Consider the following 20,334-nt stretch of genomic DNA (forward strand, 5'->3'; position numbering starts at 1 on the left):
CGAAATGAGCGCACGATCAACCGAAAATCTGAACGAATCGTTGGCCGCCCGGACTGTGCCGAACGGCCACGATCAGGTCGCAGTCGTGCCTCAGTCGCCCTGGTCGGCCAGCGCGAAGGAGATCGCCGTGACCGGGTCGAGCCTTGCGATCACCGGTCCGACCGTCGGCGCGAGCACGCCGCCGCAGAGGCTGCCGGTGGTGATGATCTGGCCGGCCTTGAGCGGGCCGAGAGGCCCCTCGATCGAGCGGTTCGCCCAGCCCAGCGCCGTGACCAGCGGATCGCCATTGGCGTGCAGCGCCTGGCGCTCATAGAGCACGTCGCCGTCAAGCTCGACCGTGCAGGTCAGGGCCGGAACGTCGTCGAAGATGCTGAAGGGCACTTCGGGACCGATCAGGTAGCCGCCATGGCCCATCGCGTCGGCGAGCCAGAGCGGGAACGGCACATTGGTCCAGTCGGCGATGCGGCTCTCGACGATCTCGATGCCGACGAGGGCGGCGTCGCAATGGTCGATCAGCTCGGCGCGCGTATAGGGCTGGCCGGGCCGCAGCGGCATGTCGCGGCCGAGCCGGACGGCGAGCTCGATCTCGACGCGCAGTTCGGCGCCGTGGACACCGCGATAGGTGTCGCCCGACTTCAGATAGGGCCCGGGCATCAGCCCGGCCATCGGCCGGCCGCCCTCGCCGAGCGAGACCTTCCAGCCGGCGAGCGGATAGCCCATGGCCTTGTTGATCTCGGCCTGCGCGGCGAAACCGGCATCGACATCGGCGGGGACCGGCAGGGTCGCGATGTCGACCAGCTTGTGGCCGCGGCGAGCGCCGATGAAAGCGCCCGCAAGAGTCTCGGTCGTCACAGCCATGGTCGTCTCGTCCCTGTCGCCAGCGCGGCGATATCTCGCCGCCTCCTGCTCTCTGGCTACAGCATCGACCGGCCTGCGGGAACCCGGAGATCACGCCGGCGGCGCATATCTGCGCAGCAGATCTATTTTCTGCTGGCGAGCACGACGCCGAACACCGCGACGGCCATGCCGACGAGCTGGATCGGCGACAGCGTTTCGCCGAAGAGAATCCAGGCCTCGACCGCGACCGCCGGCGGCACGAGATAGAGGAAGGTCGCCAGGCGCGAGACCTGGCCGCGGCGGATCAGCACGAGATAGAGCCCGATGCCGCCGAGCGAGAGCGCCAGCACCGACCAGGCCAGCACCAGGCCCATGGTCAGGTTCCACTCGATCCGCATCGGCTCGAGCAAATAGGCGAAGGGCAGCGTGAACAGGAAGGCGGCGATGTACTGCACCGCCGTCACCGTGCGCAGGTCGCCCTCGACGATGCGCGCCTTCTGCCAGAACGAGCCGAAGGTGACGGCGAACATGCCGACGACGTTGACGATGATCGGCAGCGCGATGGCGGACAGCGCCTCGGGGGCGACGCCGACCAGCTTCGGCTCCAGCACCAGCGCGATGCCGACGAAACCGAAGACGATGCCAAGCCAGCGGATGGCCGAGATACGCTCGCGCACGATCAGGGGGGCGAACAGTGCGGTGAGCACCGGCTGCAGACCGGCGATCAGGCCGGAGACGCCGGCCGGCAGGCCATGGCGCACCGCCCACCAGACACCGCCGAGATAGATCGCGTGCAGCAGGATGCCGGCGATGGCGCAGTCGATGATGGCGCGGCGGCTTTTCGGCCACTGCGCTCCTAGAGCGATGGCGAGCACGGAAAGGGCAAGCCCGGCGCAGGCGAAGCGAACCGAGAGGAAGGTCAGCGCGTCGGAATAGCGGGCCGAATAGCCGGCGACGATCCAGCCGCTCGACCAGAGGAGGACGAAGAGCGCCGGCGACAGACGCAGGAAGAGCGGGGAATCGAACATTGGCGGAGCTTTCTAGGCGCCTGATAGGCCGGATAGCGGCAGTTGTCGCCGCATGCGGACGCTGTGGCGGCATGTTTGGCGTGCGTCCTTCCCCTCTCCCCACCAATCTCGGGCCTGCCCGAGTTTGGAACTTTCAAGTGCGCATGTCGGAAACATCCGACATGCGGCGGGAGAAGGTGGCAGCGCGAAGCGCTGACGGATGAGGGAAGGACGCACCCAACCTGCCTTCGTCTCACCCCGTCGTACCGCCCTCATCCGTCTGCTTCGCAGACACCTTCCCCCCAAGGGGAGAAGGGAGATACCGCGCCCTTCCCGTCTTGCCAGCCGCCCTGAACCAGCGACAATCACCGCCCTGCCCCGTCCGAGACCTGCATGTCACCGCGCTCAGTCCCCGCCCTCGCCTTCGAGCGCTTCATCGCCCATGACGGCTGGGCGATCGCCAGCCACATCGCGCTCTCGGTGCTGATGTCGCTGTTTCCGTTCCTGATCCTCGTCACCGCGCTCGGCGGCTTCTTCGGCTCGCAGGCGGCGGCCGACGAAGCCGCGCAATTGCTGCTCGAAGCCTGGCCGCGCGAGGTGGCCGAGCCGATCGCGCGCGAGGTCCGCTCGGTGCTGACCGCGGTGCGCAAGGACGCGCTGACGCTCGGCGCGATGCTGGCGCTGTACTTTTCCTCTTCCGGGGTCGAGGCCGTCAGGATCGGGCTCAATCGCGCCTATGAGGCCTACGAATGGCGCAGCTGGTGGCGCACGCGGCTGGAATCGATCGCCTATGTGGTCGGCGGCGCGGTCTTCATGCTCGCCTTCTCGCTGCTCGTCGTGCTCGGCCCGCTGATCTGGCGCGGCATCGTCGGCTTTGCGCCTGCCCTTGCGCCGCTCGGCTTCCTGCTCGCCTTTCTGCGCATTGCCGGCGCGACGGTGCTGATCGTGCTGGCGCTCGCGGTCGCGCACAAGCTGCTGCCGGCCCGCGCGCCGCATATCGGGGCGATGTGGCCGGGCATTTTGATGACGCTGGTGGTCTGGCTGATCGGCGGCATCGTTTTCGGCTGGTATCTCGATTCCTTCGCCGGCGCTTACATCACCACCTATGCCGGCCTCGCCACCGCGATGATCGCGCTGGTCTTCCTCTATTGGCTGGCGGCGATCTTCCTCTATGGCGCCGAGCTCAACGCCGCGATCGCATTGCGCCGGGCGCCGGAAAAGTCGCCCGGCGAAGTGCTGGGCGAGTTGTGAACCATCGTCTACCGCTGCGCCTGCCAAGCGGCTGGAAGCGGTGCGAGAGGCCCTGTTGTGAACTGCCGTTCAAGCCGGCCGGTTGACGGCTCCAGCCCGCGCGCAACCTATCGCGGCGCCGCCGGACGAGGCGGTCACCGATGAGGTTTTCACCATGACATTCAAGCTTTCGGCGCTGCTCCTGGCGGGCAGCGTGCTGGCCAGCGCGGCCGCCTTGGCGCAGAGCGCCGACGACAAGAAATGGGTCAACCAGTGCCTGAGCGACAACAAGGACGCGAAGGTCGCAGCCAGCGTCGTCAGCACCTACTGCACCTGCATGAACGGCAAGATGAGCGACAACGAGACCCGCTCGATCACGCAGTGGGAGAAGGCCAATCCGAACGCCCGCAAGGCCTGCGAGCAGGAAGCCGGCTGGAACTGAGCCAGCGTGAAGGCAGAGGCGGCCGCAAAACTTGCGGCCGCCATCGCAACGAAAACGATCAAGGCGCGAGCGCAGCGAGGCCCTCGCGATAGCGGCGGCTGCCGGCGAAGACCTCGCCGGTATCCATCTCGACCTCGAAATCGCCTGAGGGCCGGCCGGCGATGCGCCGGATGCGGGCGGCATTGACCAGCCTCGTGCGGTGGATGCGGGAAAAGCCGAGCGGGCGCAGGCGCTCTTCCTCGGTCTGCAGCGTGGCACGGATCAGGTGGCGCTTTCCGCTCGCCAGACAGTATTCGACATAGTTGCCGGCCGAGACCACGGCGACGATCTCGGCCGGATCGAGCCGCAGATTGATCGTGCCGTCGCGCAGCCAGAATCCCGAAATTGCAGGGACGACGGCAGCGGGAGCCTGCGGCTGCGGGCGCCGCCGCCAGAGCTCGGCCAGCCAGAACAGGGCGGCGAGCAGCAGGTAGACGAGGACGTCCTTGCGCAATTCGTAGAACAGGTTGCCGCGGGAGAAGCCGAAGCTGTACTCGCCTGCACCGGCGGCCCAGTAGCCGAGCTTGCGCAGCAGGACCATGCCGGCGACGTGCAGCGCCGAGAAGGCGAGGATCGCACCGGCATGCAGCATCGCGAGCTGCCATGGCCGGCTCGTCCATGCCAGCGAAGCGAGCACCAGCCGGCGGACCAGCGGCGCCAGCGCCAGGATGACGACGCCGCTCGACGCCTCCCAGAGCAAGGGCTGCCAGAGCGGCACGGCGCGGCCGACACGAGCGAGATCGTGCAAGGTCGAGAAGGCGTTGACGAGGCAGGTTAAGGCCGTGCCGAGCGCGACCGCCAGATAGGGCGCCAGATCCGGCAAACGACCGGCGCCGCGGCGGGGCGAAGCCCCGCCGCCATTCGTCACGGCAGCGCCCCCGCTCGTCCCGGCCCTCTGGCTTTCGTCACGCAGCATCGGCTGCTCGTCCCGCACCGTCTCGACCTCAGGCCCACCATGCCGGCCTGCTCAGGGCGAGCAAGGGATAGCCGCCATGACCGCGCAAACCAATCATTCGCCGCCACAGACCGCCGAACGCCGGCTCGATCTCGACTGGATCAGGACCGGCGCCTTCGGCCTGCTGATCCTCTACCATGTCGGCATGCTCTACGTGTCATGGGGCTTCCATGTGAAGAGCGCCCACCTTCTGCGCGAGCTCGAGCCGCTGATGCTGCTGCTCAACCCCTGGCGGATGGCGCTGCTCTTCCTGGTCTCGGGCGCCGCGACGCGCTTCATGCTGGGCAAATACGAGGTTGGAGCCTTCGCGCGGCGCCGCTCCGCGCAACTGCTCATCCCCCTCGCCTTCGGCATGCTGGTGGTGATGCCGCCGCAATCCTGGGCCGAGGTCGTCGAGAAGCTCGGCTTCTCCGGCAGCTATCTGGACTTCTGGCTACGGCACTATCTCGCCTTCGACCAAGGCTTCTGCCGGATCGAGAACGGCCGGCAGAGCTGCCTGATCCTGCCGACCTGGAACCATCTCTGGTTCGTCGTCTACCTCTTTCTCTACTCCATGGCGCTCGCCGGGCTGATCGCGCTGGCGCCCGGTTTGGGCGCACGTGGCGAGCGAATGCTCGAACGCGCCCTGCCCGGCCTGCTCCTGCTGCTCGCGCCAGCGCTGCTGCTCGGGCTCAATCGTTTCCTAGTCTTCCCGACGTTTCCGCCAAACCACATCGTTGTCGGGGATTGGTACCAGCATGTCCTCTACGGCTTCTGCTTCCTGTTCGGCTTTCTCGCTGCGCGCTCGCAGGCGCTGGCCGAGCGGGCAGAGCGGCTGCGCTGGCTCGCGCTCGTCCTCGCCGCCGCGGCCTTTTTCGCCATGATCTGGTTGCGCACCCAGCCGCCCGGCGATCTGCGCCGGCTCGCCGGCCCGTTCGTCTACGGGCTCGACCAATGGTGCTGGATCGTCGCCATCCTCGGCTTCGCCCGCCGACATCTCGCCCGCAGCGACGGGCCGGCCCGGCGCTATCTCGTCGATGCCGTGTTCTGCTGGTACATCGTCCACCAGACCGCGATCATCCTCGCCGCGCACTGGCTGAAGCCGCTCGCGCTGCCGGCCGGGCAGGAAGCGTCGCTGGTCATCGCGATCACGGCGCTGAGCTGCGCCGCGAGCTATGAGATCGCCAGGCGCGTCGGCTGGCTCCGGCCGCTGTTCGGGATCGCAGCGGACAGGCGCGGGCGCCTGCCCGCCCCTGGCCTTCAGCCCTCCAGCGCCTCGACCACGTCCTCATAGGTGCGCAGGCCGGTGCGCGGAGCGTAGACCAGCACGGCCATGTTGCCCGGCGCGTGCTCGTTCTTCCACATCTTGTGATGGGCGAGCGGGATCTTGTCCCAGGGGAAGACCTCGGACATGCAGGGGTCGACGCGGCGGTCGATGACGAACTGGTTGGCGGCGCTCGCCTGCTTGAGATGGGCGAAATGCGAGCCCTGCACGCGCTTCTGCCGCATCCAGACATAGCGGGCGTCGAAGGTGATGTTGAAGCCGGAGGTACCGGCGCAGAACACCACCATGCCACCGCGCTTGGCGACGAGGCAGGAGACCGGGAAAGTCGCCTCGCCGGGATGCTCGAAGACGATGTCGACGTCCTTTTTGCCGGTGATGTCCCAGATCGCCTTGCCGAACTTGCGGGCTTCCTTGGTCCACTCGGCATATTCGGGCGAATTGACCGTGGGCATCTGGCCCCAGCAGTTGAAGTCCTTGCGGTTGATCACGCCCTTGGCGCCGAGGCCCAGGACATAGTCACGCTTGGTCTCGTCAGAGATGACGCCGATCGCATTGGCGCCAGAGGCGGCGCAGAGCTGCACGCCGAAGACGCCGAGGCCACCCGAGGCGCCCCAGATCAGGACATTGTCGCCCGGCTTGATCGTATGCGGGGCGTGGCCGAAGAGCATGCGGTAGGCGGTCGCCAGCGTCAGCGTGTAACAGGCCGATTCCTCCCAGGAGAGGTGCTTCGGCTTCAGCATCAACTGGCGCGACTGCACCCGGCAGAACTGGGCGAAGGAACCGTCCGGCGTCTCGTAGCCCCAGATGCGCTGGGAGGAGGAGAACATCGGGTCGCCGCCATTGCACTCCTCGTCGTCGCCGTCGTCCTGGTTGCAGTGGACGATGACCTCGTCGCCGACCTTCCAGCGCTTCACCTTGGAGCCGACGGCCCAGACGATGCCGGAGGCATCGGAGCCGGCGATGTGCAGCGAGCCCTTATGCACGTCGAAGGGCGAGATCGGCTGGCCGAGGCCGGCCCAGATGCCGTTGTAGTTGACGCCGCCGGCCATCACGAGGAGCAGCACCTCCTCCTCGCCGATCGACCAGGTCGGCACGACCTCGACCTTGAAGCTGTCCTGCGGCGGGCCGTGGCGCTCGCGGCGGATCGTCCAGGCGTACATGTTGGCCGGGACATGGCCGAGCGGCGGCAATTCGCCGAGCTCGTAGAGATCCTTCAACGCGGGCTTCGCGACGGGTTGCAGCTGTGCCATCGGCTTCGTCTCCCTTGTCGCCACGCCTCTGATCCGGTGGCGTTGCCGGCATCATGCAGACCAATGCTGCGCTGCGCCATACTCCTATCGAATTATGCCGCACCGCAAAAAACAAGTGGAAATGCGGAAGGTTCCAGCGGAACCTCAGCCGGTCCTCCCCGCTGCCAGCATGTAGTTGACGTCGAGATCGCGCGAGCGCGACCAGCGATCGGCCAGCGGATTGTAGGCGACGCCCTCGCGAGCGAAGACCGAGAGCCCTCCGGTCTCGATCGCGGCCTCGAGCTCGTCCGGGGTGACGAATTTCTCCCAGTCATGCGTGCCACGCGGCAGCCAGCGCAGGATGTATTCGGCGCCGACGATCGCGAGCGCATAAGATTTGAGCGTGCGGTTGAGCGTCGCCATGACGAGCAGGCCGCCCGGCTTCACCGCCGCACAGCAGGAAGCGACGAAGGCATCGACATCGGCAACATGCTCGACCACTTCCATGGCGAGCACGATATCGAAGCGTGCCCCGGACGCGACAACGGCCTCGATCGTCTCCTCGCGATAGTCGATCGCAATACCCGCCTTCCCAGCATGCGCCCGGGCGACGGCGATATTGGTCGTGGCCGGGTCGAGCCCTGTCACCTCAGCGCCCAGCCGCGCCAGCGGCTCGGACAGCACACCGCCGCCACAGCCGATGTCGACGAGGCTCAGCCCCTTCAGCGCCTGAAGCGATTTCGGATCGCGGCCGAAGCGCTCGCAGACGAGGTCGCGGATGAAGGCGAGCCTGACGGGATTGAACTTGTGCAGCACCGCCATCGGCCCTTTCGGGTCCCACCAGCTCTTGGCCAGCGCGTCAAAGCGCGCGACCTCGGCCGGGTCGATGGTGGAGCCTTCGCGTGCCGCTGCCGTCATCGCCTTTGATATCCCGTTTATGCTCGTGCAGGACGCGGCCGCATTGACACTTTCCGCGCTGCCCGTCATCTACACCCGCCCTTCGCTAGGCGCGAGGGGACGTTTCGTCCCGGCCTGGCCGGATGCAAGTTAGAGAGCCTTTAGACGTCATGGCCCGTCTGGTGATGAAGTTCGGCGGCACATCTGTCGCCACTGTCGAGCGCATCAAGAACGCAGCCCGCCACGTCAAACGCGAATTCGACGCCGGCAATCAGGTCGCGGTCGTGGTCTCGGCCATGTCGGGCAAGACCAATGAGCTCGTCGCCTGGTGCAAGGAAGCCTCGTCCGTCTACGATCAGGCCGAATACGACACCGTCGTCGCCTCGGGCGAACAGGTCACCTCCGGCCTGATGGCGATCGTACTGCAGGAGATGGGCCTGCCCGCCCGCTCCTGGCAGGGCTGGCAGGTCCCGCTCTACGGCTCGGACGCGCATGGCTCGGCCCGGATCGAGGGCGTCGACGGCGCCGGCATCCTCGCCGGCTTCGACCGCAATCGCGAGATCGCGGTCTGCTCCGGCTTCCAGGGCATCAACCCGCGCAGCCACCGCATCGTCACGCTCGGCCGCGGCGGCTCCGACACCAGCGCGGTCGCGCTCGCCGCGGGCTTGAAGGCTGATCGCTGCGACATCTACACCGATGTCGACGGCGTCTATACGACCGACCCGCGCATCGTCCCGAAGGCGAGGCGCATGGACAAGGTCTCGTTCGAAGAGATGCTGGAGATGGCCTCTCTCGGCTCCAAGGTGCTGCAGGTGCGCTCGGTCGAGATCGCCATGGTCCAGCGCGTGCCGACCTATGTCCGTTCCTCCTTCGACGACCCCGACAACCCCAATCCAGGCACCCTCATCTGCGACGAGGACGACATCGTGGAACAGCAGATCGTCACCGGCATCGCGTTCTCGCGCGACGAAGCCCAGATCACGCTCCGGCGCGTGGCCGACAAGCCGGGCGTCGCCGCGGCGATCTTCGGACCGCTTGCCGACGCCAACATCAATGTCGACATGATCATCCAGGTCGTCTCCGACGACCAGGCGACCACCGACATCACCTTCACCGTGCCGACCGCCGATTACGAGCGCGCCAAGGGCCTGCTCGAAGCCAAGCACGACAGCATCGCCTATCAGAGCCTGCAGGGCGCGACCGACGTGGTGAAGATCTCGGCGATCGGTGTCGGCATGAGGAGCCATGCCGGCGTCGCGGCGCGCGCCTTCCGGGCGCTGGCCGAGAAGGGCATCAACATCCGCGCCATCACCACTTCCGAGATCAAGTTCTCGGTGCTGATCGACGCCGCCTATACCGAGCTTGCGGTGCGCACCCTGCACTCGCTCTACGGGCTCGACGCGGCCTGAGATCAGGGCGAGATCTTGGCGGCGCTGCCCTGCTCGCGCCGCCATATGATCACGAAATGACCTGATCGCCTCCAGCCTCTGGTCCCATCTCTGGCGTCAACTCGTCCTTCGCCCAACCGATGGAAGGACACGCCATGCGTATGATCACGATCGCCGCCGCGAGCGCCGCGACTATCCTGGCCGGCATTGCCAATGCCCAGGCGCCGTCGACGGAGCGCCCTTCGGCCAAGCCGCCCGCCTCGTCGCAGGAAGCCCCCGCAACCGCGCCGACGATCACATCGGTCAAGGTCGTCGAGATCGACGAGCTGCCCGAGGCCAGCAAGGCCCAGGTCAATCAGCTGGTGGCGACCCGCACCGCCGACGAGCTCGAAAAGCTGCGTCAGGCGATCGAGAAGGCGCCGGCCGTGAAGTCCGCCGTCGAGGCCAAGGGTTTTTCGTCGCGCGACGTCGTGCTCGCCCAGGTGAACAACGAGGGCGAGCTGACGATCGTGACCAGGAAGGCCAGCTGATCGAAGCTGGAGACCATCCGACCCGTGGTGCAGCCAGCCGAGATGCGGACTGCAGCACGGGGCTGATGCGGGCGACCATCTACGCCCAGAAGGGTGTCGCCGCCTCGAACTTGCGCCAGCGCCGCTTGAGCTTGCGGCCGGCTTCGATGGTCTGGCGTGATTGCCAGCCATGCACGGCGCCGGCGGCGAAATGCAGCTCCGGCCCGGCCTTGCCGCTGCGCAGATCGGCGAGCAGCTCATGCGTCGTCGCCGCGTCGTTGGCGAGGCCGAGCGCTTCCTGCAGGCGTGACAGCCGGGCGAGATATCGGCGTGCCGGCGCGCCGTCATGCAGCGGCAGGAAGAACTCGGCGGTGTAGCGCAGCTTCTTCAATGCCAGCCGCAATTGGTGGCGCGCCTCGGGGTGCAGGCTGCCGAAACCGCGACCGCGTTTCAGAGCCTTGCGATGGGTCCGCGCCAGCACACGGCTGCCGAAATCGGCGGCTGGCTCGGCCAGCACAGCCATGGTTTCGCTGGCGAGGCCATTGCGCCAGCCGCGCCGCTCGATCAGGGCGCCGAAGGACAGAAGGAAGCGGCTGGTTTGCGGATTCGCCAGGCGCTTCAGCACCGCGGCATAGCTTTCGGCCTGATGCGGCTCGGCCGCCGTCCGGAGCACCGATAGTCCGGAGTCGCCCAGCCCGTCGGCCTCGATGTCCGGCACGGTCTGGGTGATGAAGACGTCCCAGTTGCGGGCCGGCCCCAGAACATGGCCGAGCCGCTTCGCCTCCTGCCCGATTGGCGCGAATGCGGGCGAAGCCACCTCGCGCTTCAGCACCGACAGTGCCGAGCGCAGGCGGCGCAGCGACACCCGCATCTGGTGGACGCCCTCGGGCCCGGAGCCGGCAGCGACGGGCGCGAGGTTGCCGAGGAGCTGCCTGTAGGTGTTGCCAAGGATCGCGGCGATGGCCGCATCGGCATTGTCATGCGCGCCGATCTCGATCGGCTTGGCCTTCACTGCCCGCGGCAGGCGCGAGAAGGCGAGCCCATAGCCACGCGCCGACTTGCTCTGCGTCTCGACCTGCAGCGCTGCGATGTCGAGCAGGGCCAGCCCGAGTTCGTAGAGCGCCGCCGCCTCGCCCTCCTTCAATTCCAGCTCGACCTCGTTCACCGGCAGGCTCTTCTCGCCGGCCTCGATCGTGCCGTCGTCGAAGGCGATCTCGATCAACGCGCCGGCATAGTCGAGCCGGCGGAGGCGGCGCCTGATGCGCGTCGTGAAGACCGGCGCGAGCTGGCCGGCCGACAAGCTCGCCAGCGGTTCGCCGATCTCGGCGAGCGGCAGCAGAGCGAGATCGAGCGCGCCGTCCGGCAGCGCGACCTCCCATTCATCGCGCGACAGAGGATCACCCGAGCCGGAGCGCTTCAGCGTCTGGACATGGCGCTTGCCGCTGCGGCGCACGCGCAATGACAGGCCGTTGCGATCGAGCAGGCGGTCGGGCGTGTCGTAATAGACCGCATCGAGCCGGCGGGTGACGCCCTGGTTGCGGGCATGGCGCGCGATCAGATCGGCACCGCGCAACGTCTCCAGAGCCTCGGGCGAAGCCGCCAGCTTCAACTCGATCTCGCGCGGCGGCTGCTTTTGCGGCGCAGGGACCGCGGCCTGATCAGGCTGCACCGCCTCGTTGTTCGGCACGGCGTCCAAGGTTTCTCTCCACTGGGCGTTGCGTGACGGAATGGTGACATGGGTGTCGCCGGCGGCAACTTGGCACCACTCCGCCCGGATGTGAACCCGGGCGAAGTGGTTAGAACGTCAGAACGCCTGAAGGATGGCCGTCTCGACCGGCGAGTAGGTTCCATCCTCCCGATCAAGGCTGAGCGGCTCGCGCGGCAGCAGAGGTGGCTGCGCCATGAAGCGCGGCTTCATGCCGCGATGCGGCTGCGCCGCATGCACCAGGAAGGGATGGCAGAGATAGACCGTCCCCGCCTTCCCGGTCGCCAGCACCTCATCGCAGCCGGCGCTGCCGGCGAAGCCGTCGGCAGCCAGCTCACGCAGGGAGAGCCCGGCCTCTCCAGCCGGCGCAAGCTGGCGCGCGATGTCCTGATGCGAGCCCGCCCGGATGCGCGTCGGCGCATCGTCCTCGCTGACATCCGAGAACAGGAAGAGCATCAGCAGCGCCCGGCCCTTCGAGGCGAGGTTGACGCGCCAGTTCATGAAATCCGGATCGTCGAAGCCAAAGCTGACATCGACATGCCAGCCGGCATCGCCCGGATCCTCCAGCGAAGGGAAGCGCACCGGAAAGGTGCCCATGGCGCGGCATGGCAGCCAGCGCCCGGGGCCGACAAGCTGGTCGAAGGCGTCATGCAGGACCGGCGTGTTAGCCGCCGCAACGAAAGGTGCATCGGTGTACATGCCGAGCCGAATCACCGGCTTCGTCCAGCTTGCGGGGTCATCGGGACTGCAGCCGAGATCGCGCCAGAGGATGGCGCGGGCCTCGTCGGCCAGCGCAGCTGGAAAGGCATTGTCGAGCCGGACGAAGCCGCGCTCGACGAAACGGGCGATCTGCGCGTCGTCGAGGACGCGCGTACCGAATTCAGGGTGGGCCATGATGGATGTCTCTCGATATCGGCCAGCCGAACGGCCCGCCACGCGGGCAGGCTGGCAAGGGACCTTCGGACGCGAGGCGCCCGTTTGCAGACCGGAGCGCGCTATGCGCCTCAGGCCTGCAGGAAGGTCAGGCGAGATCGAAAACGGCGAACATCATCATGGTGCGCGCAGTATCGCAGCCGTCTTCCGCACGATCAACCCCCGAGCGATCAACCCCCGAGCGATCACTTGCGCCGAAAGGCGCGCTGGCCAAGCCGGCGACAGCACTGCCACGATGCGCGCCTCCCCGGATTCGGGCCCGGATACTGAATGCGGATCGCCATCCTCTCCGACATCCATGCGAACCGCGAAGCATTCGAGGCGGTGCTGACGGCCGTGCGTCGCCTCGCGCCGGACCGGCTGGTGCTGCTCGGCGATCTCGTCGGCTACGGCCCCGAGCCCGGCTTCTGCGTCGATGCGGCGCGCGAGCTCGTCGCGGCCGGTGCGATCGCGATCCGCGGCAACCATGACGAGGCGGCCGTGCACGGCCCCTCCGGCATGACGCCGAATGCCCACGAGGCCGCGCTATGGACGAAGGCGCAGCTCAACGCCGAGCAGAGCGCCTTCCTCGGCAACTTGCCGCTGACGGCCGAGCTCGACGGCGTGCTCCTCGTCCATGCCAGCGCTCGCGATCCCGCCGACTGGCACTATGTCCGCGACCTCCGCGGCGCCGAGGCCTGCCTGGCGGCGACAGATGCGGCGACCGTGGTCTGCGGCCACACCCATCTGCCTACGATCTTCTATGCCAGGCCCGGGCGCGAACCGGTGGCGTTCATCCCGTTGCGCAATGTGCCGGCGCCGCTTTCGGCCGTGCACCGGCATGTCGTCGTGGTCGGCGCCGTCGGCCAGCCGCGCGACGGCGATCCGGCCGCCTGCTTTGCGCTGCTCAATACGCAGGCTCGGGAAGTCACCATGGTCCGCGTGCCCTATGACACGCAGGAAACCGCGCGGAAGATCAGGGCGGCTCGCCTGCCGGACTGGCTCGGCCTGCGCCTGCAGATCGGCAGATAGGAGGACGGGATGGAGCGGCCTCAGACCGGCTCGGTCATCGACGGCTTCACGCTCGGTGAGCGCTTGAAGGCCGGCGGCATGGCGAGCCTCTGGCACGCCACGCACCCGGATCATCCCGGCCCTCTCGTCGTGAAGATCCCGGTGCTCGATCCCGGCGCCGACGTCTCGGCCATCGTCGGCTACGAGACCGAGGTGCTGATCCACAAGCGCCTGTCCGGGCCGCATGTGCCGCGCTTCGTCGCGTCCGGCGATCTTTCCCGCATCCCCTTCATCGCCATGGGCTTCGTCGCCGGGACAAGCCTGGCCGAGCGGATCAGGCAGGCGCCCCTGCCCTTCGCCGATATCCAGCGCATCGGCATCGCGATCGCGACCGCGCTGGCCGATCTGCACCGGCAGAACGTCGTCCATCTCGATCTCAAGCCCGAGAACGTGATCCTGACCGACAAGGGCGCGGTGCTGCTCGATTTCGGCCTCGCCCGCCATGCCGAGCTGCCGGATCTGCTCGGCGAGGAGAGCTCCGAGCCGATGGGGACATCTGCCTATATCGCGCCCGAGCAGGTGCTGGGCGAGCGCTCCGACCCGGCAAGCGATCTCTTTGCGCTCGGCTGCCTGCTCTACCAGCTGGCCTCGGGCGAAGAACCGTTCGGGCGCCCCAGGACCGTGCCCGGCATGAAGCGGCGGCTCTATCATGCGCCCAAACCGCTGCGGGCCGTCAATGAGCAGGCGCCGGCCTGGCTCGAGGCGATCGTCTCCCGCTGCCTCGAGGTCGATCGTGGCCGGCGCTATGTCGATGCGACCAAACTCGCCTTCGACCTGCGCCATCCCGAACAGGTCACAGTCTCGCGCAAGCGCCGCACGGCAGAGGAGCCCAGCCTCGGCAAGCGGCTGGTCGACCTCTTCCAGAAGCGCGACGAGGCCGAGGTCACCGGTGCACCGACGGTGGCGCGGCGCAAGGCCGGGCCCTCGATCGTGCTGACCGCGGTCGATCTTGCCGAGGGGCCGGACGCGCTCGCGGCAGCGATCCTGGCCGAAACCAGCCGGCTGCTCGCCGCCCGCCCGGATTCCTCCCTCGCCTGCCTGACGGTGCTGCGGACCGAGATCATCGGGGAGACGAAGACCGTCGATGCCGAAGGCCGCTCGCTCTATATCGGCCGGCTGGTGGCGCTGAAGGACTGGGCGCGGCCGTTGCACCTGCCGGAGGACCGGGTCAGCTACCATGTCATCGAGGCGGTCAGCCCCGCCGACGCGATCCTGCGCTATGCCGAGCACAACGACATCGACCATATCGTGCTCGGCGCCCGCTCCTCCTCGCCGCTGCGCCGCCATCTCGGCAGCGTCTCGACCAAGGTCGTGGCGGAGGCGCACTGCTCGGTGTCTGTGGTTCGGGTGAAAGGAGGCGCGGCGGAGTGAGCGATGTCGCGTTGACCTCCCGGCTGCCGCCTCCGAAGATGCCGGCCATGCCGGCTGCTCCCGCCTCCGCCCCACCCGAATTCGATCCCGCCCGGCTGGACGCCTTCCTGCGCTCCGCCTTGCCGGGCCGGGCTGCGGGACGCATGGCGATCGAGCGGATCAGCGGCGGCCAGTCGAACCCGACCTTCTTCGTCTCCTACGCGGATGCCGGCACCCGGCTCGTGCTGCGCAAGAAGCCGCCCGGGCCGCTTCTGCCCTCGGCCCATGCGGTCGAGCGCGAATACCGCATCCTGAAAGCGCTCGCCGGCTCGGCCGTGCCGGTGCCGCCTGTCCTGCTCCTGCAGGAGGCCGACGATGTCGTCGGCACGCCGTTCTACCTGATGCAGCGGCTGGAGGGCCGCGTCTTCCACGATACCGGCCTGCCCGGCATCTCCCCCGACGAGCGCCGCACCATGTATTTCGCCATGGCCGAGGCGCTGGCGGCGCTGCACGGCTTCGACTGGCAGGGTGCCGGGCTCAGCGATTTCGGCAAGCCCGGCAATTACTACGCCCGCCAGCTCGCCCGCTGGGGCCGGCAATGGCGCGAGACCAGGACGCGCGACATCCCGGCAATCGACCGATTGATCGACTGGCTCGGCAACAATCTCGACGAGACGCCGGACACGACCATCGTCCATGGCGATTTCCGGATGGGCAACCTGATGTTCGCTCCATCAGAGCCGCGCATTGTCGCCGTGCTCGACTGGGAGCTCTCGACGCTCGGCCATCCGCTCTCCGACGTCGCCTTCTCCTGCCTGCCCTGGCATTCGACGCCATCCATGTATGCCGGCATCGTCGGGCTCGATCGCGAGGCGCTCGGTATCCCGACGCAGGACGAATACATCGCCCGCTATTGTGCCGCCGCTAAGCGTGCTGAAGGGCCGGGCCGCTTCCACCTCGCCTTCTCGCTGTTCCGCTTCGCTGTCATCCTCGACGGCATCGCGGCGCGGGCGAAGACGGGGAATGCCGCCGCCGAGAACGCCGTCGCGGTCGGCGCGATGGCGGAGAGCTTTGCGCAGCACGCGCAGGCGCTGATCGACCAGACGAACTGACGAGGGACGCCATGGATTTCGCCTATTCGGCCAGGGTCGAGGAGCTGCGCGCCAGCTTACAGGCCTTCATGGACGCCCATATCCAGCCGGCCGATGCCGCCTGGAAGCACGAGGTCGAGGCCGGGCGCTATCCGAGCGCGCTGATCGACGATCTCAAGGCCAAGGCGAAAGCCGAAGGCCTGTGGAACCTCTTCCTGCCGGCGCTCAAGGCCGACGAGCCCGGCACGCGGCTGAGCAATCTCGAATACGCCCCGCTCGCCGAGATCATGGGCCGGATCTACTGGTCCTCGGAGGTGTTCAACTGCAACGCCCCCGACACCGGCAACATGGAAATCCTGCACATGTTCGCGACGCAAGAGCAGCGCGAACGCTGGCTGAACCCGCTGCTCGCCGGCGAGATTCGCTCCTGCGTCGGGATCACCGAGCCGGGCGTCGCCTCCTCCGACCCGACCAACCTGCAGACCACCATCATCCGCGACGGCGACCATTACGTCGTCAACGGCCGCAAATGGTGGACGACCGGGGCGCTGCACCCCAACGTCAAGTTCTGCATCGTGATGGGCCTGTCCGATCCGCGGCCCGAGGCCGATCCGCACAAGCGCCACAGCATGATCATCGTGCCGATGGATTCGCCTGGCCTCACGGTGATACGCAACCTGCCACTGCTGAATCATTATTCGATCGAGGGTCACACCGAGACCGACTTCACGAACGTCCGCGTGCCCGCGGCGAACCTGCTCGGCGAGGAAGGCGCGGGCTTCGCGCTGGCGCAGGCGCGGCTTGGCCCGGGGCGCATCCACCATTGCATGCGCACCATCGGCCAATGCGAGGTCGCGCTCGAACTGATGGTCGAGCGCGCGCTGGAGCGCAAAGCCTTCGGCCGCAACCTCGCCGACTACGCCAATGTCCAGGACTGGATCGCCGAGGGGCGCATGGAGATCGACCAGGCCCGCCTGCTCTGCCTGCGCGCCGCCTGGATGATGGACAAGCATGGCAACAAGGCCGCGCGCACCGAGGTCTCGGCGATCAAGGTCGCGGCGACGCGCCTGCAGACCAAGATCGCCGACCGGGCGATGCAGGTTTTTGGCGCCGGCGGGCTCTCGAACGATACCCCGCTGGCCTTCATCTACAGCTGGGGCCGGGCGTTGCGCTTCATCGACGGGCCGGACGAGGTCCATTTGCGCACCATCGCGCGCGCCGAGATCAGGAAGCGCAAGGAGAGCAACCGCAGCACCTTCGCTGAGCAGGGGGTGGTGCGGCCATATGTGAAGGGGGCGAACTAGCGCTCAATCGGCCGCGACAGGCGGTCCGGCGAGCTGGACCGCGACCGTGCCGAACCAGCGCGTCTCGACCTCGAAGCGGACCGGCAGCGGAAACTCGCCGCCCTCGCGCAGCGCGATCAGGACCGAGCCCTTCAGGGGCCGCATCGCCGCCTCGCGATCATCGTCATGCCGAAAGCCGGCGATCGTCCGGACGGTGAAGCCGCAGCGCAGCGCGCGGCCGTTCAACGGGCCCTGGTCGCTCACCTGCAGCTTCGCCGAGGAGGTCATGACCGCGACCGAGCGGCGGCGGCCGTCATAGATCGCCGTGCTGCCATCGCAGCCTTCAGTCTCCGCCACCTTCCTGAGCATCCCGGCGACGCCGGAGAGCGAGTCGACCGTGCCCCGGATCAGCTCGGGTGGGACGGCCTCGCGATCCTCGTTCGACGGCTCCTGCCGCCGGACGACCGGCAAGCCGCGCTGATAGTGCAATTCGCTGACATAGGCCCGGCCGCGCCATGAGCCGTTCGCCTGATAGAGCCGCGGCTCGGGACCGCCGCGGCCCCAGCGGCCTTCCACCTTGCCGGATTGCTCGGCCGCCCCGACAAGCTGGGCCGCCCGGTAGGGGCGCGTGCGGATCTCGATGCGATAGCCGGCGCGATCCAGCATCGAGGTCACCTCGATCTCGCCCAGCGAAACCCCGCCCAGCACCGTGACATCGTAACGAAGGCGCAGCTCGCGCGCCGAGACGGCCGAAGGCGCGGCGCAAGCGAACGAGCCGGCGATCAGGGCGCCTGCCGCGATGGCCCTGGCCTGTCTCGATGCGATGCTGGCTGCCCTCTCGCCGCGCCCGGGCATCATCGCCGTCGCCGGAGAGGCTGCGCGGCCTCGCAGCCGCTGCGCGTCGTCGCTGTCGCATTCGCGCCCGAGCATCCGCATCATCCCGCACAGGACCGGCCGGTCCCCTTCTCTCTGCGTGACCGCCCGGTGTCATAGGGCCGAGGCGACGCGCCGTTGTAGCGTGATCGACGAGAGCCCCGCCATGCACGAAGGCGCGACGGGTTGCGGACGTGGATCGGCGATGCGGGGGCGCTAATCCCGAAAGCGATGTCGGTCGGACGCATTAACGAAAAAATCCTGCCAGTTTCGTTATGCTGGGGTCCCATAGCGTCGAGTTGCTATCGTTCACTTTTTGTTCTAGGCTGGTCGCAATGGCAGATGCTTCGTCAATTGAATGGACCGACGCGACGTGGAATCCGGTCTCGGGTTGCACGAAGGTCACTGCCGGCTGCGACTTTTGCTATGCAGAGCGCTTCGCTGAGCGTTTTCGCGGCGTGCCCGGACATCCATTCGAAAGTGGATTCGACCTATCGCTAAAGCCTGGGCGCCTACTGCAACCCTTCCAATGGCGGCGTCCACGACGCATCTTCGTGAATTCGATGAGCGATCTCTTTCACAAGGAGATACCGACCGCTTTCATCGACGCAGTGTTCGACACCATGGAGAAGGCGAACTGGCACACCTATCAAGTGCTGACAAAACGCAGTTCGCTACTCGTTCGCTATCTGCGTTATCGCTACGGGGCCGGGAAGGCCCCACCGCATATCTGGCTTGGTGTATCGATCGAGGATGCACAGAACACAGTGCGGCTAAAGCATCTCAAGGCCGCGCAAGCTAGCATCAAATTCGTATCGTTCGAGCCCTTGCTAGCATCAGTCGGCCTAGTGGACCTCACGGGGATTGATTGGGCAATCGTTGGCGGGGAAAGCGGGCCTAAGGCACGCCCCATGGACGAAAAATGGGCGCTTGAGATCCGCGACCAATGCCTTCGAGATGGAGTTGCGTTCTTCTTTAAGCAGTGGGGTGGCGTCCACTCGAAAGCCGGTGGGCGGCTACTTAAGGGGCGCGAGTGGAGCCAATACCCGAAGGTTCCACCGGTTATGCAGATCGAGGCCTGATCGATGACGGCGCCCGCGAATCCCTATCTCGACCGGGAGCAAACACGGGCCAAACACTTCATCTTGAGGCGTTATCTGCAAGCGCTTGCCCATAAAGTGCTGCACTTCTCCGACATCGCCTATATCGACGGCTTCTCCGGACCCTGGCAGTCGGAAACCGCAGACTTCTCCGACACATCTTTCATGATCGCTATCGATGTCCTCAAGGATGCCCAACGACGCGTCGAAGAGAGTAGCGGGCAGCGTAGAACGATCCGATGCTACTTTTCGGAGACGGATCGAGCAGCGTTCGCCAAGCTTCAGGCGGCTGTTGCGCCTCATCACAATCCTTCTCAGCGCTTTGAAGTTCGAACTTTCCACGGTCCGTTCGAAGACGCGGTGAGCGACATCCATGGTTTTATTGGGTCAGCTCTACCGCTGATATTCATCGACCCCACCGGATGGACAGGCTACCCTTTCAGCAAAATTGCCCCGCTTTTCGATCGCCGAAAGTGCGAGGTGGTCATCAATTTCATGTACAGCTTCGTGAGCCGCTTCATCGAACATCCCGATGAAAGGATCATAGCCTCTCTCGACCCGATCCTTGGCGGCCCTGGTTGGAAAGAGAGACTCGACCCGAACTTGCCCAAGGGTCTCGCCGTCGAAAAGCTGTTTCGTGAGACATTGCGCAAAGTTGGGTCGTTTGCCCATGTCGTTTCGACTTGCATAGATAAGAGCACGGAGGACCGGCCGCACTTCTTTCTGGCTTATGGGACCAAGGACCCCGCAGGCTTAAAAACGTTCCGCGAGACGGAATGGCAGGCATTGCGTGAACATGCTCGTAACCGCGCCGCCGCAAAGGATCGCAAACGTGAGCTGAAGACCGGTACGGCTAGTCTGTTTGGCGATCATGATGCGGATGTGAGCGAGGCTAGTGTCGAGGATCTGGTCGAGCAGCAAAAGCTCCGCGCTAGAGAACGGCTGCTCGAACTTCTCCGTGTCAAAGGATCCCAGCGGTTCGAGCAAATCCTCGGTGTGCTTCTCGAAGAGTTCATGATCCGCGAGACAGATCTGAAGAACCTCTGCGTGGATTTGGAAAAAGTCGGCGACATTGAGCGCACATGGGGCCCAGGCAATCGCAAGCCCGACGTGGGAACTGAAATCAGACTGAAGCGAGTGTGAGCATACCCC

Annotated in this window: 19 protein-coding genes; 11 read left to right on the top strand and 8 right to left on the bottom strand. The window is 66.7% G+C overall.

From position 1 onward, the window contains the following. Positions 1-90 precede the first annotated feature (90 nt). Positions 91-858, bottom strand: coding sequence for a fumarylacetoacetate hydrolase family protein (locus AC07O0_RS24475; RefSeq protein WP_494626543.1), 768 nt, complete (start codon positions 856-858; stop codon positions 91-93). Between the two features lie 122 nt (positions 859-980). Beyond that, entirely contained in the window at positions 981-1,865 is an 885-nt protein-coding gene (locus AC07O0_RS24480) for a DMT family transporter (RefSeq protein ID WP_494626545.1), read from the bottom strand. 372 nt (positions 1,866-2,237) lie between these two features. On the opposite strand from AC07O0_RS24480, the gene AC07O0_RS24485 reads away from it, so the two are divergent. Together AC07O0_RS24485 and AC07O0_RS24490 are read left to right on the top strand one after the other, a co-directional pair. Next, a complete protein-coding gene (locus AC07O0_RS24485; protein ID WP_494626546.1) occupies positions 2,238-3,095 on the top strand; it encodes a YihY/virulence factor BrkB family protein in 858 nt (285 codons plus the stop codon). 154 nt (positions 3,096-3,249) lie between these two features. Beyond that, the gene (locus AC07O0_RS24490) at positions 3,250-3,516 is read left to right on the top strand and encodes a hypothetical protein (protein ID WP_494626548.1); all 267 of its coding nucleotides are present in this window, start codon (positions 3,250-3,252) and stop codon (positions 3,514-3,516) included. Positions 3,517-3,574: 58 nt separating this feature from the next. On the opposite strand, the gene AC07O0_RS24495 is transcribed toward AC07O0_RS24490, so the two are convergent. Continuing rightward, entirely contained in the window at positions 3,575-4,471 is an 897-nt protein-coding gene (locus AC07O0_RS24495) for a LytTR family DNA-binding domain-containing protein (protein WP_494626550.1), read from the bottom strand. A 76-nt stretch (positions 4,472-4,547) separates the two neighbouring features. On the opposite strand from AC07O0_RS24495, the gene AC07O0_RS24500 reads away from it, so the two are divergent. Beyond that, positions 4,548-5,783 carry an acyltransferase family protein gene (locus AC07O0_RS24500; RefSeq protein WP_494626552.1) on the top strand — a complete coding sequence of 412 codons (1,236 nt, stop codon included), beginning with the start codon at positions 4,548-4,550 and terminating at the stop codon, positions 5,781-5,783. Here AC07O0_RS24500 and ccrA read toward each other — a convergent pair. Together ccrA and ubiG are read right to left on the bottom strand one after the other, a co-directional pair. After that, positions 5,750-7,024 (bottom strand): crotonyl-CoA carboxylase/reductase, encoded by a 1,275-nt coding sequence (gene ccrA / locus AC07O0_RS24505; protein ID WP_427361534.1) that lies wholly within the window; start codon positions 7,022-7,024, stop codon positions 5,750-5,752. The two genes, AC07O0_RS24500 and ccrA, sit on opposite strands and share 34 nt — an antisense overlap. Before the next feature lie 144 nt (positions 7,025-7,168). Further along, a complete protein-coding gene (gene ubiG / locus AC07O0_RS24510; protein ID WP_494626554.1) occupies positions 7,169-7,921 on the bottom strand; it encodes a bifunctional 2-polyprenyl-6-hydroxyphenol methylase/3-demethylubiquinol 3-O-methyltransferase UbiG in 753 nt (250 codons plus the stop codon). A gap of 149 nt (positions 7,922-8,070) precedes the next feature. On the opposite strand from ubiG, the gene AC07O0_RS24515 reads away from it, so the two are divergent. Continuing rightward, positions 8,071-9,309, top strand: coding sequence for an aspartate kinase (locus AC07O0_RS24515; RefSeq protein ID WP_126112725.1), 1,239 nt, complete (start codon positions 8,071-8,073; stop codon positions 9,307-9,309). Between the two features lie 134 nt (positions 9,310-9,443). Beyond that, positions 9,444-9,818 carry a hypothetical protein gene (locus AC07O0_RS24520; RefSeq protein WP_494626556.1) on the top strand — a complete coding sequence of 125 codons (375 nt, stop codon included), beginning with the start codon at positions 9,444-9,446 and terminating at the stop codon, positions 9,816-9,818. Positions 9,819-9,897: 79 nt separating this feature from the next. Here the strand turns inward: AC07O0_RS24520 and AC07O0_RS24525 are convergent, their stop codons facing one another. Next, positions 9,898-11,484 (bottom strand): CYTH and CHAD domain-containing protein, encoded by a 1,587-nt coding sequence (locus AC07O0_RS24525; protein WP_494626698.1) that lies wholly within the window; start codon positions 11,482-11,484, stop codon positions 9,898-9,900. Between the two features lie 117 nt (positions 11,485-11,601). Continuing rightward, complete coding sequence (locus AC07O0_RS24530; protein WP_494626558.1) at positions 11,602-12,396, bottom strand: phytanoyl-CoA dioxygenase family protein; 795 nt, start codon at positions 12,394-12,396, stop codon at positions 11,602-11,604. Between the two features lie 309 nt (positions 12,397-12,705). Between AC07O0_RS24530 and AC07O0_RS24535 the strand changes: the two genes are divergently transcribed. The 4 genes from AC07O0_RS24535 to AC07O0_RS24550 are packed head-to-tail and all read left to right on the top strand — an operon-like array spanning position 12,706 to position 17,230. After that, the gene (locus tag AC07O0_RS24535) at positions 12,706-13,446 is read left to right on the top strand and encodes a metallophosphoesterase family protein (protein ID WP_494626560.1); all 741 of its coding nucleotides are present in this window, start codon (positions 12,706-12,708) and stop codon (positions 13,444-13,446) included. A 9-nt stretch (positions 13,447-13,455) separates the two neighbouring features. Beyond that, a complete protein-coding gene (locus tag AC07O0_RS24540; protein ID WP_494626562.1) occupies positions 13,456-14,856 on the top strand; it encodes a protein kinase domain-containing protein in 1,401 nt (466 codons plus the stop codon). Positions 14,857-14,903: 47 nt separating this feature from the next. Beyond that, on the top strand, positions 14,904-15,947 hold the full coding sequence (locus tag AC07O0_RS24545; protein ID WP_494626564.1) for a phosphotransferase family protein: 1,044 nt from the start codon (positions 14,904-14,906) through the stop codon (positions 15,945-15,947). 11 nt (positions 15,948-15,958) lie between these two features. Next, a complete protein-coding gene (locus AC07O0_RS24550) occupies positions 15,959-17,230 on the top strand; it encodes an acyl-CoA dehydrogenase family protein (RefSeq protein ID WP_494626566.1) in 1,272 nt (423 codons plus the stop codon). Between the two features lie 3 nt (positions 17,231-17,233). Here the strand turns inward: AC07O0_RS24550 and AC07O0_RS24555 are convergent, their stop codons facing one another. Continuing rightward, positions 17,234-18,139 (bottom strand): DUF3108 domain-containing protein, encoded by a 906-nt coding sequence (locus tag AC07O0_RS24555; RefSeq protein WP_494626568.1) that lies wholly within the window; start codon positions 18,137-18,139, stop codon positions 17,234-17,236. A gap of 278 nt (positions 18,140-18,417) precedes the next feature. Here AC07O0_RS24555 and AC07O0_RS24560 point away from each other — a divergent pair, with 278 nt between their 5' ends. Beyond that, positions 18,418-19,164, top strand: coding sequence for a DUF5131 family protein (locus AC07O0_RS24560; protein ID WP_494626570.1), 747 nt, complete (start codon positions 18,418-18,420; stop codon positions 19,162-19,164). A gap of 3 nt (positions 19,165-19,167) precedes the next feature. Next, on the top strand, positions 19,168-20,325 hold the full coding sequence (gene tcmP, locus AC07O0_RS24565; protein WP_494626572.1) for a three-Cys-motif partner protein TcmP: 1,158 nt from the start codon (positions 19,168-19,170) through the stop codon (positions 20,323-20,325). Positions 20,326-20,334: the final 9 nt, after the last annotated feature.

It is taken from the genome of Allobosea sp. GW821-FHT10B12 (assembly GCF_059415545.1).